Genomic DNA, 16223 nt, shown 5'->3' on the forward strand with positions numbered 1-16223 from the left:
ACTCAGTTTATAGATCAAAAACAGGACGAGTCAAGGTCAAGTTGTGGCAAAGCTTCTACCCGCAAGGCCATCGCCTGCCCCGCTGCCACAACCCTCCCACCGCGCCCTAAACACGAGCGTTTCTGCTATTTGAATAGTAAATAGATAAAGTGGTCTTCTCCTGTTACTGGTGCAATAATACCAAGACAGATACTTTTACTGAGGAGGAGTCAATTGTAATGGAAATTGATTTTGTCAAAGGGGGCAAAGCCTGTCCCGAACTTGATTCGGGAGGGGATTTGGAGCAGAATTACGGTGATTTTCATTTCGACTGGAGTTGGAAGAGCAGTCTGAAGACTGCATTATGCTGGGTCCAAGTCAGGAGACCTTGAACCAGATAGAGCTAAACTAGTCTAAGCGGCGATGGGGATGACACAAACGATGGCGAAAATTGTAGTCATTTAAAGTAAAATTTATTCGTGTGGTGCGGGCTGAGGTAAATACCGGATTTCAGACTAAAAATGATTTTTATTTTAATCCCGGAATAACTACAACTATTAATGTATTAAATGGATAATTTCTACTTTATGACCTAATTGAATTCTCAAAGTCAAGTGACCTTCTGGTAAACTTTGAAAAACTTCTTTTAGATTAATTGATTCTGACGGTAGATTTTGAAAAGTTAAGGATTGAAAATACGCCGCTGAACTAAAATAATCAATAGTTAGTGGTCCTTGATTTGATCCTATTATTCCTAAATATTTAAGGAAAACATCCTGGCCTAAGGAAGGGTTAGGGTACACTATCCATTGCTTTTCAAACTCATAAACTTCTTTTGTAAACATTTTAACGGAGCTATAATCAACTACTGTATCAGATTTCCTCTTAATACGATAGTAAAATGTATTATCCAGCACAGGTATGGACTTATCCGAGAATAAATAAACTTCTGTTTCTCCACCTGAATATTTCCCTTCAACAGTTCCAATACAGGTAAAATTTGAAACATCACCCGAACTTCGTTCAATTTCAAAATAACTGTTCTCTTCCTTGGATGTAACTTCCCATCGGATCTTGATTTCTGACCTGTCACCAGAAAGGTGTATTGACCGCCAAAAGGAGCCAAGTATTTGAGCTATTTCCAACTCATAGGTCACCGTTTGAGTACATCCGTTTGCATCAGTAACAATCAAGGTGTAAAATCCATCGCTGAGATTGAAAATATCTTCTGAAGTACTTGTAAACCCATTTGGCCCGGTCCAATAAAACGTATAAGGCTCAGTCCCCCCTGTGACACTTTCTACATAGATAATCCCTGATTCTTCATCCTTTTTGGTTGGAAAAATAGTCACCTGTATATCGAAATTGGGGTCAATGAAGATTTCCTTCACAATGGTAGTGATGGAAGTTCCATCATTCACTGTTAGCGAAATAGGAAAAGTGCCTGAGCTAGGAAAATCGAATAGAGGATTTTCCTGCATAGAGTCAATAATTCCATCGTTATCAAAATCCCAGGAATAAGCATAATTGTATGGAGGTGTCCCACCAATGGTTTGACTGGAAAACTGAATAGTGGTATTACACACCCCGTTGCCCTCAAAATCAAATTTTGGGAATAAAGGCACTGCTGCTGTGAATCCTTGGGGATTACCATAGCATTGTGAATTAATATTGTTTTTATCGCTAATGGTACAAGTACTATTTGATTTGGCAGTGCCTGTTTCCCAGTGAATGAAAATATTTTTAATGTCTATGACATCTCCCCAGTTCCAGCTAAAATCCCGCACCTTAATCCAAACGCCCTGAACGGCCTGAATTCCTGAAAAAAGGCATTCATATTGATCAGCTTGAGCTAAAACTCCATCGACATAAACATCGAAGTAGAAGCTTAAATTGTAGCCGTTGGTAGAGGATCCACCCAGCATAATCCACAATTCACCATTTACCAAATCGCCAAGTTCGTAGTCATCTGTGACTGAAAACGGATTTCCACTTTCATCGCGAAGCTCAAATCCAGAAACAGTGAAATTATTTTGTGAGCATTGACCTAAAAGTAACAACGGATTTCCAACTGCCAGCAAGAACAAAGCAGTCGATAATATTCCATTCAACTTAAATATGAATTTCATTAGGATATATTGTACTTTTTAGCTCACATAATGAATTAAAAACAATTTACTTAAAATAACTGGATATAGTCACAAACTTAACTTCTTTGAAAATTAGCAAATGGGGCATATTTTTACATATGAAACTACTTAAATCCATTTAAATAGCCATAAGATTCAATTTCTTTGATATATTTAATTTTTTATAGATTTTATTCTAATTGGTAAAATATGAAATGTGCATGTTAGTAAGTTGCAGGGGTCGATTTAAGGTAATTTATGCCGTACGTTCGTGATGACAAGAACAGTGGAGAAAGCACTAATTATTGTAGCGGAGACAATAGCAACTCCCCCTTGAGCAAATATATTGTGCTGAAAATGGATTTTGTCAAAGGGGGCGAAGCCTGTCCCGAACTTGATTCGGGAGGGGATTTGGAGCAAAAACTGCATACGTAAACACAAGTCTGAAGACTGAGCTAGATAGGAGTAAACGGAATTACAAATTCCTGGAATATGAGATCGGGATTGCAAATCCCGATCAGCGTGGGTAGTTTTCAATTCGACTGGAGTTGGAAGAGCAGTCTGAAGACTGCATTATACAGGGTCCAAGTCTAAAGACTTGAACCAAATAGAGTCAAAACAAACAAAAGCCGTTCGTGATGACATGAACAGTGGCGAAAGCACTAGTTATTGTTGCGGAGACGATAGCAACTCCCCCTTGAGCAAATATGCTTGGATCAAATCCGAAAATCTCTTGCTTACCGATGAATGGAGTGGATCAAATTCAAGTGTTACGCATAGAGTTTGCGGGTTATCCAGAAAGATGATATGAACCTATCAAAAAACAAATTCACAATTCTGTCAGCGGTACTCTCTCTAGGAGTGGCAGCGCTTGCAAAAGCAGCAGTCGACAATCGCTATAAAGCTATCACTGGAGAGCCTGCTCCCAAAAACCCCGAATCTGATGAGGCATCTTTTGGGAAAGTTGTTCTCTACACAGCGATAACAGCTGTGATTGGCATTACCATAAAAATATTTGTGCGGAAATTATTTACCAAACAGTGGAAAAAAATGGATGGGCAAGTCCCCAGACACCTTAAATAGAAATGACCAAATAATAAAAGCAGGAAATAGGTAGGGAATAACAGAATCAACCGCAAGAACGATTTCGAAACAACTGCCCGCATAGGTTGGAATGTTAGGTGAGCAAATGTATGGTTGGCATAATAACAACCGCGATTAATTCCGTTCGTGATGACACGAACGGCGGCGGGAATGACGGTACAAATGGCACCGAAAAGGGAATGATAATTCGTTCATACATGGATTAAATCTGGCCTGAAAGGTCAGTATAACTCAACGATGGGTGGAGCCCATCGCTATTTGTGCATCACCTAATCCTAGCCCCTGAAAAGGATAGATATTTCTGTATGTGAACTAAAATTAATTCCGGTTCTGGACCTTCATCACTATTTTCATGTGATTATAATTGTTTTTCAATGGTCATAACCTGTCCCGATAATCATCCCTCCGTGTGTTGCTTGAAACATGCTCGATTTCTCTGATACTTTTGAGACCAAAAGTATCCAAAAGTCTTGCTGCAATAATGCTTCTCCCCGCATACCAACCGCCTGCCTCGCTATTGCAGCCCCCTCCCCGCCCTAAACACGAGCGTTTCTGCTATTTGAATAGCTAAAGATAGATATAGTGGTCTTCTCCTGTTACTGGTGCAATAATGCCAAGACAGATACTTTTACTGAGGAGGAGTCAATTGTCATGGAAATTGTTTTTGTCAAAGGGGGCGAAGCCTGTCCCGAACTTGATTCGGGAGGGGATTTGGAGCAGAATTACGGTGATTTTCAATTCGAGTAGAGTTGGAAGAGCAGTCTGAAGACTGCATTATACAGGTTCCAAGTCAGGAGACTTGAACCAGATAGAGAACCAGATAGAGCCGTTCGTGATGACACGAACGGCGGCGAAAGAGCAAAAGTATTTCCTCCTGAGGCGGACGGGCAAAACTCTTCGCCCGAAATCAGCTTTCCTTCACACTAAACTTAGGTGCTGAATCTGAACTGTCTTGTGGAGGTGGTTGAGATGGAACGTCGAGTAATCAACATGCCTGCTGAAACGAGAGGGATTTGGAGCAGATTCACGGTAGTTTTCAATTCGACTAGATGAGCAGTCTGAAGACTGCATTATGCTGGGTCCAAGTCAGGAGACTTGTACCAGATAGAGTAAACGGAATTACAAATTCCTGGAATATGAGATCGGGATTACATCCACGATAATTATCGGGACCCGATCAGCGTGGGGATATACCTTACGCCAGTCTAAGCCGTTCGTGATGACACGAACGGCGGCGATGGTGGTGAGATAAACTGCGGCGAAAGTTTCAAGACTGATCTTCTGTTGACTTTTCCATGTTTTATCCATTGGCTGCAGCAAATCAGTGCATTAGAAGGTTACAGAAAGAGAGGTTCCCAAGAATGTATTGCCATTCGATGGAACACCATTGTCCTCAAAAAACCGATCCTCACTCCTTAAGCTCCTTGCCTCAATCCGCCACAGCACATTTTCAGCTACCGCCAAATCAGCATTCAAAGAGTATCCGAAGGTTTTAAATCCATTTGCTGTTCCCGTGGAAATAATCACCTCGGAAGGATCGGCATAGTACTCAGCCCTTGCAGCCAATGTCAATATGTCGCTTACCAGATAACGGGCAATTACAACAGGAGAATACCATGAATCATAAACTTTGCTCTCTTTGCTGCGCTGCTGAACTCCAATATCAAAACCGGCTATCAATCCAACTCTCTCAGTTATTTCAAACTGACCGTATAAATTATGGAAATACCTCATTTGCCTTAAGCTATCAGGAGTATCACTACCGATAAAGGAGCTGCTGTTCAAGATAATTTTATCAGATGGCTTGAAGGTAAGCTGATGCCCAAAGGCAGGGGTATTATTTCCATCCAAGCGTTGAATTCTCTGCCAGCCATTCAAAATCAAACCACTGAAAAACCAACGCTCATCTTCAGAGGTGTAAGACAGCTTGGCTCCACTTTCAAAATATGGGGAATTATCCGCAAGCATGGATCTGGTCATATTCCAGCAAACTGCTCCAACAGCACTTTCAAAACCGACGTGTGAGGGAAATATCCCTGCATCAATCCATAAATTGTGGTTTTTGGAGATTTTCACCCCAATGCTTGCTTCATAGATATTCTTGAGTACGCCCGGCTCAGCAGCCAGATTCGCATTGGCGTAGGTGCCCGTCATCAAAGCCAGATTTGCCCGCACCTGATCCGTCAGATAGGATGCCTGTATATAGCCTAGGTTAAGATTCACCTCATTATGACGGTTAAAGGAATATACAAAGTCCGGTCTTTTATGATCCTGAGGATTTCCAAAATCATAGATGTAGTAAGTTTCCAGATAACCACTGATAGAAAACGGAGATGCTGGTTTTGTATCCTGAGCATACACAGTACTGCAAAAAGCAAACGTCATCATAGCAATGCAAATTCCCTTAGTTGGTTTTGGAAGGGAAGAAAGCAAAGACTGGAGGTAACTAGCTATTGATGTCACTCGCATGGTACTTATTCTTAACATAGTTGGCATTAGTGAATTGGCGGTATGTAAACCTGTCTGTTATTAGTTTGGCTTATTTAATTCATCGATTGCAAGATTCAATTTAAGGACATTTACCCGATCTGAAGGTGCGAAGAGTCCAAACCGTGTTTTCTGTATGTACTTCAATTAATTCTTGAACCCTATCAGTATTGATCAACATGAATTTTGAAATCCTAACAATCTGAAGCATTTGCAGAATAGGACTGTGCACTTGGGCTTAAGGTATGGTAATGGCAAGGTTCCGAAATACCCTCTTGATCCGGCAGGTAGACTGGAAAGTGATAACGAATTTTTAGTCTACCATTAAGAAATACCCATATGATACGAGAGAATAATTGACGGACTTACCAGTTAAAAAAATCAGAAAGTCAATACCTAGAAATATAACGCAGAGTTAACTTTTTGCTCACTTAAAGACATTTTAAAATCAAGACCTTTAACAAAAACCAATTTTATCTATGAAAAAATTTTTACTTAAAACAACCTGGATTCTTTGGGCATTAATCAGCAGTTCTGCGCTGGCCCAAGAGGTCTTTATCAATGAAATCCATTACGATAATTCCGGAACGGATATCGGGGAAGCCATTGAAATTGCCGGACCAGCAGGCACTGATCTTTCCACTTGGTCATTGGTGCTTTACAATGGGGCAAACGGAACTGTTTATGACACAGAAAACTTAACCGGATCAATTCCCGACTCAGGAAACGGCTACGGAGTTATTACTATTTCTTATCCCACAAACGGCATACAAAACGGAGCCCCGGATGGGATTGCTCTAATTCAAAATGGCACCGTCGTTCAGTTTCTAAGCTATGAAGGTTCATTTCAGGCAGTTGGAGGTCCAGCTGATGGAATGAGCAGCACGGATATTGGTGTGAGTGAAGCAGGTACCGCTCCTGTAGGCAGTTCTCTACAACTCTCAGGAAGTGGAAAGGTATATACTGATTTTGTATGGCAGAACTCATCGAATGCTACATTTGGAACCTTCAATACAGACCAATCCTTTCAGGGCACAGCAACACTTTTCATCAATGAATTTCATTATGACAATACTGGCGCTGATCTAGGTGAAGGTATAGAAGTCGCAGGAACTGCAGGCCTAGATCTTACCGGCTATTCTTTGGTACTTTACAACGGAAATAATGGGGCTTCTTACAACACCATCATTCTGAATGGTACTATCCCTAACCAAGACAATGGATTTGGGACAATTTTTATTGAAATCATAGGCCTTCAAAATGGCTCTCCGGATGGCTTTGCCTTGGTAAATCCAAGCCAAGAAGTAATCCAGTTTTTAAGTTATGAGGGAGATTTTATTGCCGTAGGCGGCCCTGCCGATGGATTGACAAGTGAAGATGTAGGAGTGGTCGAAACTACCTCTTCACCTGTAGGATACTCACTCCAACTTCAAGGTTCAGCCACTAACTATGCTGATTTCACCTGGTCTGAATTCCCTATCCCAAGTACTTATAATTCTATCAATACCGGGCAAAGCTTTGGCGGCATTATCGTCGATCCAGAACCAGAATTAATCAGTATTGCAGCAGCTAGACAAAAACCTCAAGGTGTAAAAGTAATTGTCAAAGGCATTTTGACTGCCTCAGACCAATTTGGAGGTCCTGCATTCATTCAGGATCAAACAGGAGGCATCCCGGTATTTGATACCCAAATCCACGGGAATGAACTTTTCCAAATCGGAGATGAAATTCAGCTATTGGCCACTATTGGTTCATTTAACCAACAACTCCAATTGGTGGATGTGGAAGAATATGAATTGATCAGTTCCGGCAATCCAATAATTCCGATTTCGGTAAGTATCAGTGAGCTAACCAGTGATTTGGAAGGTCAACTGATCAGCATACCGGCGGCATCCTTTGCGATTCCTACGGGTTTACTATTTCCTGAGAGCAACTATGTGATCACAGATGGCAGCGGCAACCTAGAACTGAGAATCGATGGGGAAGTCACTAGTCTAATAGGACGTACAATTCCTTCAGGCGCACAGACCATTACCGGTGTATTGGGAAGCTTCCGGGGAACGCTCCAGCTTTTGCCAAGATTTCTAGAAGATCTGCCAGGTACCAGCCCATATGTTCAGGAAGGTTCAGAAATCCCTACCAGCGAAACATTGGATATCATGACCTGGAATATGGAATTCTTCGGTGCCACCCTTACAAATTATGGCCCTGCGGATGTAAGTCTTCAAGCTGCAAATGCCTTAAAAGTACTTGAAGCTACCCTACCGGATATTATTGCTGTGCAGGAAGTGAGCGATGAATCTCTTTTAGCAACCCTAGTAAGTCAACTTCCAGGATATTCCCTGATCTGCTCGGATCGCTATTCCTATTCATTCGACGGACCTGATCCAAGCTTCCCTGCCCAAAAGCTCTGCCTTATTTACAATACAGCTGTGATAGACATTATCGGAGAAAGAGCCATGTTTGAGCAAGTTTATGATGAAGCTAGATTGGGATTAAATCCTCTTCTGGACAGCTATCCTACAGGATCTCCATCTTCATTCTGGTCCAGTGGGCGTCTTCCGTGGATGGTTACGGCCATAGCCGAAGTCAATGGTGTCAAGGAAAAAATCAATTTGATCAACATCCATGCAAAATCAGGCTCTGCCGCAGCGGATCTGAACCGAAGAAGATTTGACAACCAAGTCTTAAAAGACAGCTTAGACACCTATTTTGCTGACGCAAATATTATTCTCTTGGGAGATTACAATGATGATCTTGACGAATCCATAGGTTCTGGTCCAAGTACCTATGAGGTATTTACTTCAGATGCCGATTTTGATGGGGTGACCGTAAGTCTGAGTGAGGCAGGTCTTCGCTCCTATATTTTCCAGGATAATATGATTGACCATATCATGCTATCCAATGAGCTTTATGATAATTACCTTGAAGGATCAGAAGGGTTGTTTATTCCTTTTAATCTGATTGATAATTATGCCAATACCACCTCTGATCACCTTCCTGTATTTGTTCGAATGCTGGCTGGTGAAACTCTGCTTTCGGATGCAGGAGAAGGAGCTGTAGTTTACTATGGTTATCCTCCACTTTCCAGCACTGTTCTCAGCGCTGCAGATGCTATGGGCGGTACTGCTCCTTATACCTATGCCTGGAGTGATGGTCAGGTAGGTCAGCAAATTTCAGTTTCACCTACAGAAACTACCACCTATATATTAACTGTCACAGATGCCCTAGGCAATGAGTTTACAGATGAGGTGACAGTTTGCGTGGTGGATGTAAGGAGTGGAAACAATGGTGACAAAGTAATGGTCTGTTTACCTGCTGGAAATTCCGGACAATCCAATACCCTGAGTGTAGCGCTGAATGCTGTCCCTTCATTTTTAGAAAGAGGAGCAACATTAGGCAGCTGTGGAACTGTGATTTGCGGGGAGGAAACAAGTACAGTGTCTCTTGGCTTTAAAGAAGCACAAATCATAAACGCTTACCCAAATCCTATGGAGGATCAAATAGCTATTGAACTCGATCAGGAGATAAGCCTTGATGTAAGCTATATTCTTTACAGTGAAAGAGGTGAAGTAATTGAAAGTGGAATCAGCCAATTTAACCAAGGGCATATTGAATTTATCATCCAATCCAACCGATTCAAGAAGGGAATTTACTTCTTACACCTGAAGAGTGAGGATGATGTAAAAATTGTCAGATTGTTGAAAAAGTAACTAATTATCAATAACAAAAAGGGCCCAGAAAATTTCTGGGCCCTATTTTTTTGAGTGGTATAAAAGCTAGACTGTCAATGTCTTCTCTTTTACTTGCTGTCCTATAGTCTGCATATTCATAGATCTTATTCCATATTCGGTTTGCAGCCTTGCAAAATGACTGAAAGGGATAGATATTTTTAAATGACTTAAAATTAGTATCCCGGTTCTGGATCTCCATCAATATTTCCTCTGATACTTTTGAGGGCCCTCCTGCGGCGGGCAGGCAAAAGTATCCAAAAACCATCGTCAAAATAATGCTCCAACCGCACAGTCCCAACGCTGGCCCGCTATTTTGACAGCCCAACGCGCCCTAACAATCAGCTAGGGATTCCCTACAGCATGACCCAAAAACTACAACCTTGACCACGGTGACCAATGTAAGGGCGAATAATCATTCGCCCCAACACACTACTCAAACCCTCCCCAGACAGACAGAATCCGAGAACTCACGCACACTGCCATCTTCTGCAAAGAAGGCAGCATAGATATAGACCTTACCTATTTCAGGTTCATTCCAAGGCAGGTGAAGCAACTGTTTCCCTGACTTTCTATAATTACCTTCATATACGGTATACATTCTCTTCGATTGTGGGGAGTAAGCAATTACAAATAATCTATCCTCATCCCTACCTGACCCCTGCCAGGAATTGGGCTGCCAGGTGATTTTGATAGACATTTCTTCCCGTTCTGCCCGTCCCTCTTCCAGACCGACCAACCAGCCTTTGGATATCCTTACCCTTTCAGGATAAAGTACCGGTTTCTTGTCCTCATGGACAATGGCGTTTTTTATTACCCAGCTCAGGGCCCGGTTAGCCCCTGATTCAAATTTGCAACCCCTTTTCTTCAGTGTAAAATTCAGGGCTTCTCTTAGTGGTGTCAGAAATTTCTGCCCCATGCTGAAGGCCTGCTGCTGATACAGCTGCCGTTCGGAGGCAGGTTTCTTTCGTGGACCAGGCTTTTGCCGGACCACTGTTTTTCCGTTCAACTGATAAAACACCAGGTTACCCATTGATCCGGATAGTCTTCCCAATAGGCTGCTTTCTAATATTCCCATGATTACTATAGTTAAAGTGTACACTTGTTTGGTTGATAAGTCAATCGGTAGCAAATCCGCCGTAAATCCCGGTTTGGATTTACGCTATGGCTACTTCCACCCTACATCCTGCTTTCTTCCGCTCCGGTGGGAAATTGGTGGAAGTAAGGTGGGAGAAGACTGGGAGGAACCCCGACTGAACATTAGCCGGGGATTTACTGTGGCATAGGATAGCGATTACTTGCCCTATACCTCCGTTTGGATTTTACTAGTACAAGTAATCGCTGATATCGCTGGGTGGAATCCCGGAAAATTCGGCGAATTCCTGGACTGTGATAAACTGGTGGGACTTCTTGCTGTAAAACGCCCTGATCTTATGCAATAAAGCCTGGCCGTAACGTTCACTTCTCCCAGTGATCATCTGTACATCCTTGGGGTAAATAATACATCTCTTCTTTAACATGAGCTGATGTTTTATGGAGGATGGAAAAAAAAGTCCCTTGAGCTTACTTTTTCAAGAACTTCCCACCCAACCCGGTTAACGATTGATTTAGGCCTCCAATCTTGCAAGCCGGTTTTTATTATCCAACTCTCTGTGGAATCCGTGGATTCTGTGGATTCTGTGGACTTTATGGAAAATGTGGATTATATGAAAACTGTAGAAAATATAGACAATGATCCAACTTAGAAGGTTAAAGGTTAAAAGTTTTCGCAGTTGTCAATTGTATCGGATTAATAGTTAACGAATTAGCTTTTAATAGAAGTAGAGAGGCTTGGAGGTTAAGGGTTAAAGCTTAGAGGAGCTTCCACCTACAATCGATCGGATTAAAAATGAATGGAGGTAGAAGGTGACGCAAGTCAGGTAATTACAGGTCAAGATACTTTCTGAGGTCGGAACCCAGCATCTACTATCGTCCCAACTAGCGAGTCGTGTGTCCCAATTTCCTGCAAAATCATGTCGGTTGTCCCCATAAGTTCAATAGAAGAGAAACAAAGCGGAATTTCTGGATAAAAACACATGGACTTTCTATTCAGAGCCCCTTTACTCACTATTGATCCTAGAAACAACGAGGAAGTAGAAAAACATTGGGAACAGATCTTAAACGCTATTTCGTATTCATCTCAAGGCTTTGTACAAACATTGAGGGGGAAAGAACTAAAGGATCTTTCAGCTCATCAAAAACAAAAGCTTCTGAAATACCTGCTACGAGGCAGATACCGCGCCACTCCATTTGGCTATTGGGCAGGAGTAGGATTGGGAAACTGGGGCTCCGCCTATTCATTAACTGATCTGGATACAGAACCAATTCTACCAATTAATACTCACCAAAGCGCACCTAATAAAAAGGAATTCAACACCTATTGTCTTCCTGAGGGATTTAAAAAGAATAATCACCACTATGTCTTTTGGTCCTACCACGACGAAAAGGAAGGATGGCTGGCAAATTTCATTGTCCAGTCGAAAGTGGTGGACATGGTTTATGAATGGCTTAACGAACATTCATTCCTAATTTTCGGCACGTTCAGTAGCTGGTTTGAAACAGAAGACGAGGGAAGAATAAAAGCTATTTGGGAACATTTAATAAAGAGCGGAATTCTGATTACTTGTCCAGCAACCCAGGACAACAAAACAGGAAAAACAATAGATCTAAAAATTAAGAATTCCATCACAATACCTAAAGAAATCAAAAACCGGCTTGAAGTAATTCCCAAGGAAATGGGAGCACTTTTCGTACCAGTAGATACCACCTTCTTGGAGACATTCAAGGCATGGTTTATAGCGCGATTTGACGACAGGTTTGTAAGGATGGACAGAGTGATGAAGCATAAGGATTTTTGGCCAGGCAACTATGATATCCAGTCCATTCCTCCCAAACCCTCTTTGGAAATTTCTGGTACATTTTGGGAAATGGGACAAGAGTTGGATTTAAGCAGACTGATAGATAAAATGGAAATCGGAAATTTACGCCAACTTCAGGCTGTGTTTCGAATAGGTAAAGCCGAGGAAATACAGCTAGAGAATTTTGCCTGTAATTATCCCTATGCATTTATGGGCAGGTTTGGTAAAGATCCATCCATCCATGAATACTTTCGGAAAACCATAATAGACAAACCCGAAAAGGACACACTTTTTGCAGATTTGCTCTTGAAAGAGTCCGGAAAATCCCAACAGATCGGTTCCCACCTCAACCTGTTTGACTACAGCATTGATAGTACAGGAGGCCAGTACGGCAAAAATATTCTCCAATTAAATGATCTATGGATTGGTGTTCCAGAGGGAACATGCGTTCAGTTATATTCAGAATCACAGGATAAAAAGGTAATACCGGTTATACAACATCCATTAAACCCCAGTTTCATCAGTCATCCTGTTTCCAGGATTTTATGGCATATCGCCAAGCAGGATGTGGTAAGATTTTTACCTCATTCCCACCCTGCCTTTCAAGACAGCCGATACACACCAAAATTGAAATGGGGAGGCATATGTCTTCAGCGGGAAAAATGGACAATAAAAGTAGAGGATCTTAAAAAATTCGGGTCACTTAGCCGGATGAAGAAAGAATGGCACCTTCCTGAGCTAGTCACGTTCGGCAACCATGACCGCGAACTGGTATTGGATCTCAATCGCCCTAGTGAACGGAACATCATCGAAAAGGAACTCCGTTCCAAAGGCAAATGCCATATCAGTTCTGCAGATTGGGTTGATCAAAGTCCTACCTATACTAGAGATAGGACACAAATCTATCCACAGATAGTAACGGGATGGAATTTTGACCTCCCTTATTCAAAGCTGCCCAAAGAGATTAACTTTCAAAACAAACCTGACGGTAATTGGATATATGTTAGGATACATCTGGACTCTTCTTGTCTTGATCCTTTTATGAAGAAGGGATTAAGTAGTCTTATAAAGAACGTGGAAGCTACTGGAGCTTTTCAGCGGTGGTTTTTCCTATATTACACAACAAAACAGCAAGAAATCAGAGTTAGATTTCAGCTCAAGGACCTTGGTTCCAGAGCATTACTTAAGGAGGGGATTTTTAAGGAACTGGAAGAGAGCGAGCTTATTCTATCTTACAATTTTGAACCCTATTACCCTGAAGAAAGCAAGTTTGGGAGTGGGATGGAAATTTCAGAAGCAATTTTCAGTTTGGAATCAGAGTTAATCCTGACCTTACTTGAGAGCAAGGTCAATTTCAATGAAGACGCTGTATCTATTATCAGTGAGATCTACTTCCGTTTATTTTGGGATCATGCGCAATCTGACTTACTGTTCAGCCGATTAAAACAGATCAAAAGTACTTTTTCTGTCAAACAAAAAAAGGATTTAACTACTACGGTAGATCTAGAGATGCTTGATCACTTTTACCTTTTTGCAAGTAGGTATAACATTCTACTAAAGACCCATCCCTTGTGGAAAAAGGACGTGATTCCACAATTTCTGTTTCATCATCTTCACCTATTTGTCAACCGGGTATTTCTTAGCAGGGCAAGGGAAATGGAATCCTCCGTTTTATATCAGATTTACAAAAAAATGGGAAAGGCAAGGGCAGTAGGATTTTCTTACTTAAAAGCAGAGATTGTCTATTCTGAGCGAGCTGGGGTGAGCATACCTGATTCAGAAACAAACTATTGAATGACTTTATTAGGGTTGATCAGGGTCCGTTGGTATTATGGCTTGATCTTTAAAATGGTCTTGAATCTGGTTGCGGATATTGTCAATAAAAGTCCGGCTTACAGGAATAATATCTCCATTGGTCAAGTGAATTTGCTGCTGTTCGAGCTTTCTAAAATATCTACTGTTAAAAGCATATGATTTGTGGATTTTCCAAAAACTTTGTGTTTCCAGTGTATCAAGCAAACGGGAGAAGGTTGTTCTGTGCACAACACTGTCTTGCCAGGTGTGGATCAAGGCGTAGTTATTCTTTTGCTCTACGTAAAGAATATCGTCGATCATGATTTTTTGTATACTCTTGTTACCGAATTTATTTACCAGTAAATACGGACTTTCGTGAGCGACCCTATCTGGGAATAACAGCCCGAGTCGCTCTTTGGCTTTTTCCAATGCGAAATAAACAAATAGTTTTGTAATTGGTTTATTTATGAAACCTACTACCTGGGTTTGGATACATTCCATGGCACGGTCGGGATAGGCTGAACAAATAATCACAGGGATTTTCAGCTTATATGATAAATCGGATAGCACAACGCCATCCAACTCAGGCATTTTGATATCNTAGGCTGAACAAATAATCACAGGGATTTTCAGCTTATATGATAAATCGGATAGCACAACGCCATCCAACTCAGGCATTTTGATATCTGATATCAGTACATCGATCCGCTTATTTTGGGCAGCCTCCAGCATCTCCAAGGGATCTGTGGAAGTAACTTTTACTTCATATCCTGGAACATGACGGATAAATTCCTGAAGAACATCCAATGCATTTATTTCATCATCAACTATACCTATTCTTATCATAGCAATTAAAAATTAGCGTAATTTCCAGCGTATACACATTTTCCTGCACGGACTCCTCCCAGCGGGAAGAGGGAAACAATTGTTTAAGAAATTTGCTTGTAGCTTCATTCCCGAAACCTCCTTGACGTTGAGTCCTTTTTCCTTTGATTCTATTGTGTGATTGAAATGAGAGAACAGGACAGTCTATTTCCCGGTCTATCAGCAGGGTGATCGACAGGCGACCAGGATGACTTGGGTCGCTAAGGTCTCCGTGTATATACATGTTATGAACCAAATCAATTAGTCCACTTTCTGGAAAAAAGATGCTTTTGGTCAGTAATGAGGGCTCCATAACGACAGCATGTTCCAGAAAAACGCTGTCAGGAAAGCGGAGATTCTGGCAATGGAGAAATGATTTGATTACATCCATCTGTATGATCAGGGAATTCTTTTCATTTTCGTCACATAAGGCATAGCGGAAGAAATTGTTGAGATGGGTCAGATCATCAAAAAGTGGAGTGGAAAGCCCTGCTGCTTTTCCATTGATGTCATTCAGGATATTAAGGAATAAATGTGGATTATATTTTAAGGTGTGGTTTTCCAACTTCAGTTTATGGGCGGTAAGCTGAGCTATAAGCTGATGTTCATATTTCTCAGCCGTAAGAGTCAATACCCACACAGGAAATACAATTAACATGCAACTGAAGATACGCAGCCCCCCAAACACCCAAGTATGTAGAGGTGGATGCATTTCAGTAATCAAGGTTACGTCCGTGGCAATTTTAATAATCAAGAGAATGAAAAGGATGATTATTGCCCACATCAATTGCTGCTTATCATGCCAGAATGTCCTCAAACCTGGAAAAATACCATAAAAAAGAACGGGGGAAACTGACAATGCAAATATAAGATTGACAGATGAAAGGAATAAACTGTAGTCCAAGTCCAGAAGTTCTCTTGAAAATATATCCACTGCCGAATAAACTATCCAAGATAAGCCTATATATAGGATGGGGTATTTCTGGATTTTAAACAAAACACTGCTGTTTGTCCCAACCGCAGCACCGTTTGTCCCAGGCACTTGCCCCGAAAATTTTTGACTGTTAGGTTTCATAAAAAAAATCAAGCTTATGATCAGTGAAACAGAAATGAATGAGTTTTCCTTAGAACCTGAGTTCGATTAATAAAATGTAGAATTATTGGGAGGTGAATATAGATAGAACCAGTGTACTTGAGTATATTTAAGTATCTGAAATTCAAACATATACAAGCAGATC

Annotated in this window: 11 protein-coding genes; 6 read left to right on the plus strand and 5 right to left on the minus strand. The window is 41.3% G+C overall.

Annotation, left to right across the window (positions count from 1 at the left end):
• Positions 1 to 536 precede the first annotated feature (536 nt).
• Positions 537 to 2108, minus strand: coding sequence for a PKD domain-containing protein (locus SYJ56_RS24250; protein WP_323838752.1), 1572 nt, complete (start codon positions 2106 to 2108; stop codon positions 537 to 539).
• Between the two features lie 258 nt (positions 2109 to 2366).
• Here SYJ56_RS24250 and SYJ56_RS24255 point away from each other — a divergent pair, with 258 nt between their 5' ends.
• Positions 2367 to 2543: a hypothetical protein gene (locus tag SYJ56_RS24255; protein ID WP_323838753.1), complete on the plus strand. Its 177-nt coding sequence runs from the start codon at positions 2367 to 2369 to the stop codon at positions 2541 to 2543.
• 372 nt (positions 2544 to 2915) lie between these two features.
• Positions 2916 to 3191 (plus strand): DUF4235 domain-containing protein, encoded by a 276-nt coding sequence (locus SYJ56_RS24260; RefSeq protein ID WP_323838754.1) that lies wholly within the window; start codon positions 2916 to 2918, stop codon positions 3189 to 3191.
• Between the two features lie 1350 nt (positions 3192 to 4541).
• On the opposite strand, the gene SYJ56_RS24265 is transcribed toward SYJ56_RS24260, so the two are convergent.
• Entirely contained in the window at positions 4542 to 5699 is a 1158-nt protein-coding gene (locus SYJ56_RS24265; RefSeq protein ID WP_323838755.1) for a porin, read from the minus strand.
• 479 nt (positions 5700 to 6178) lie between these two features.
• On the opposite strand from SYJ56_RS24265, the gene SYJ56_RS24270 reads away from it, so the two are divergent.
• On the plus strand, positions 6179 to 9412 hold the full coding sequence (locus SYJ56_RS24270; RefSeq protein WP_323838756.1) for a DUF5689 domain-containing protein: 3234 nt from the start codon (positions 6179 to 6181) through the stop codon (positions 9410 to 9412).
• A gap of 454 nt (positions 9413 to 9866) precedes the next feature.
• Here SYJ56_RS24270 and SYJ56_RS24275 read toward each other — a convergent pair whose 3' ends face one another.
• The gene (locus SYJ56_RS24275; RefSeq protein WP_323838757.1) at positions 9867 to 10508 is read right to left on the minus strand and encodes a DUF6266 family protein; all 642 of its coding nucleotides are present in this window, start codon (positions 10506 to 10508) and stop codon (positions 9867 to 9869) included.
• On the opposite strand from SYJ56_RS24275, the gene SYJ56_RS24280 reads away from it, so the two are divergent.
• The 3 genes from SYJ56_RS24280 (at position 10507) to SYJ56_RS24290 (ending at position 14121) form a co-directional block, all read left to right on the plus strand.
• Entirely contained in the window at positions 10507 to 10716 is a 210-nt protein-coding gene (locus tag SYJ56_RS24280; RefSeq protein WP_323838758.1) for a hypothetical protein, read from the plus strand. The two genes, SYJ56_RS24275 and SYJ56_RS24280, sit on opposite strands and share 2 nt — an antisense overlap.
• Positions 10717 to 10956: 240 nt before the next feature.
• Positions 10957 to 11175 (plus strand): hypothetical protein, encoded by a 219-nt coding sequence (locus SYJ56_RS24285; protein WP_323838759.1) that lies wholly within the window; start codon positions 10957 to 10959, stop codon positions 11173 to 11175.
• A gap of 330 nt (positions 11176 to 11505) precedes the next feature.
• The gene (locus tag SYJ56_RS24290) at positions 11506 to 14121 is read left to right on the plus strand and encodes a thiopeptide-type bacteriocin biosynthesis protein (protein WP_323838760.1); all 2616 of its coding nucleotides are present in this window, start codon (positions 11506 to 11508) and stop codon (positions 14119 to 14121) included.
• Positions 14122 to 14130: 9 nt separating this feature from the next.
• Here the strand turns inward: SYJ56_RS24290 and SYJ56_RS24295 are convergent, their stop codons facing one another.
• Both SYJ56_RS24295 and SYJ56_RS24300 read right to left on the minus strand, forming a co-directional pair.
• A complete protein-coding gene (locus SYJ56_RS24295; RefSeq protein WP_323838761.1) occupies positions 14131 to 14967 on the minus strand; it encodes a LytR/AlgR family response regulator transcription factor in 837 nt (278 codons plus the stop codon).
• Positions 14945 to 16060 (minus strand): sensor histidine kinase, encoded by a 1116-nt coding sequence (locus SYJ56_RS24300; RefSeq protein WP_323838762.1) that lies wholly within the window; start codon positions 16058 to 16060, stop codon positions 14945 to 14947. The genes SYJ56_RS24295 and SYJ56_RS24300 overlap by 23 nt, the downstream gene beginning before the upstream one ends.
• Between the last annotated feature and the right edge of the window lie 163 nt (positions 16061 to 16223).

Source organism: Algoriphagus aurantiacus, from assembly GCF_035156405.1.
GTDB classification, from domain to species: Bacteria; Bacteroidota; Bacteroidia; order Cytophagales; family Cyclobacteriaceae; genus Algoriphagus; species Algoriphagus aurantiacus.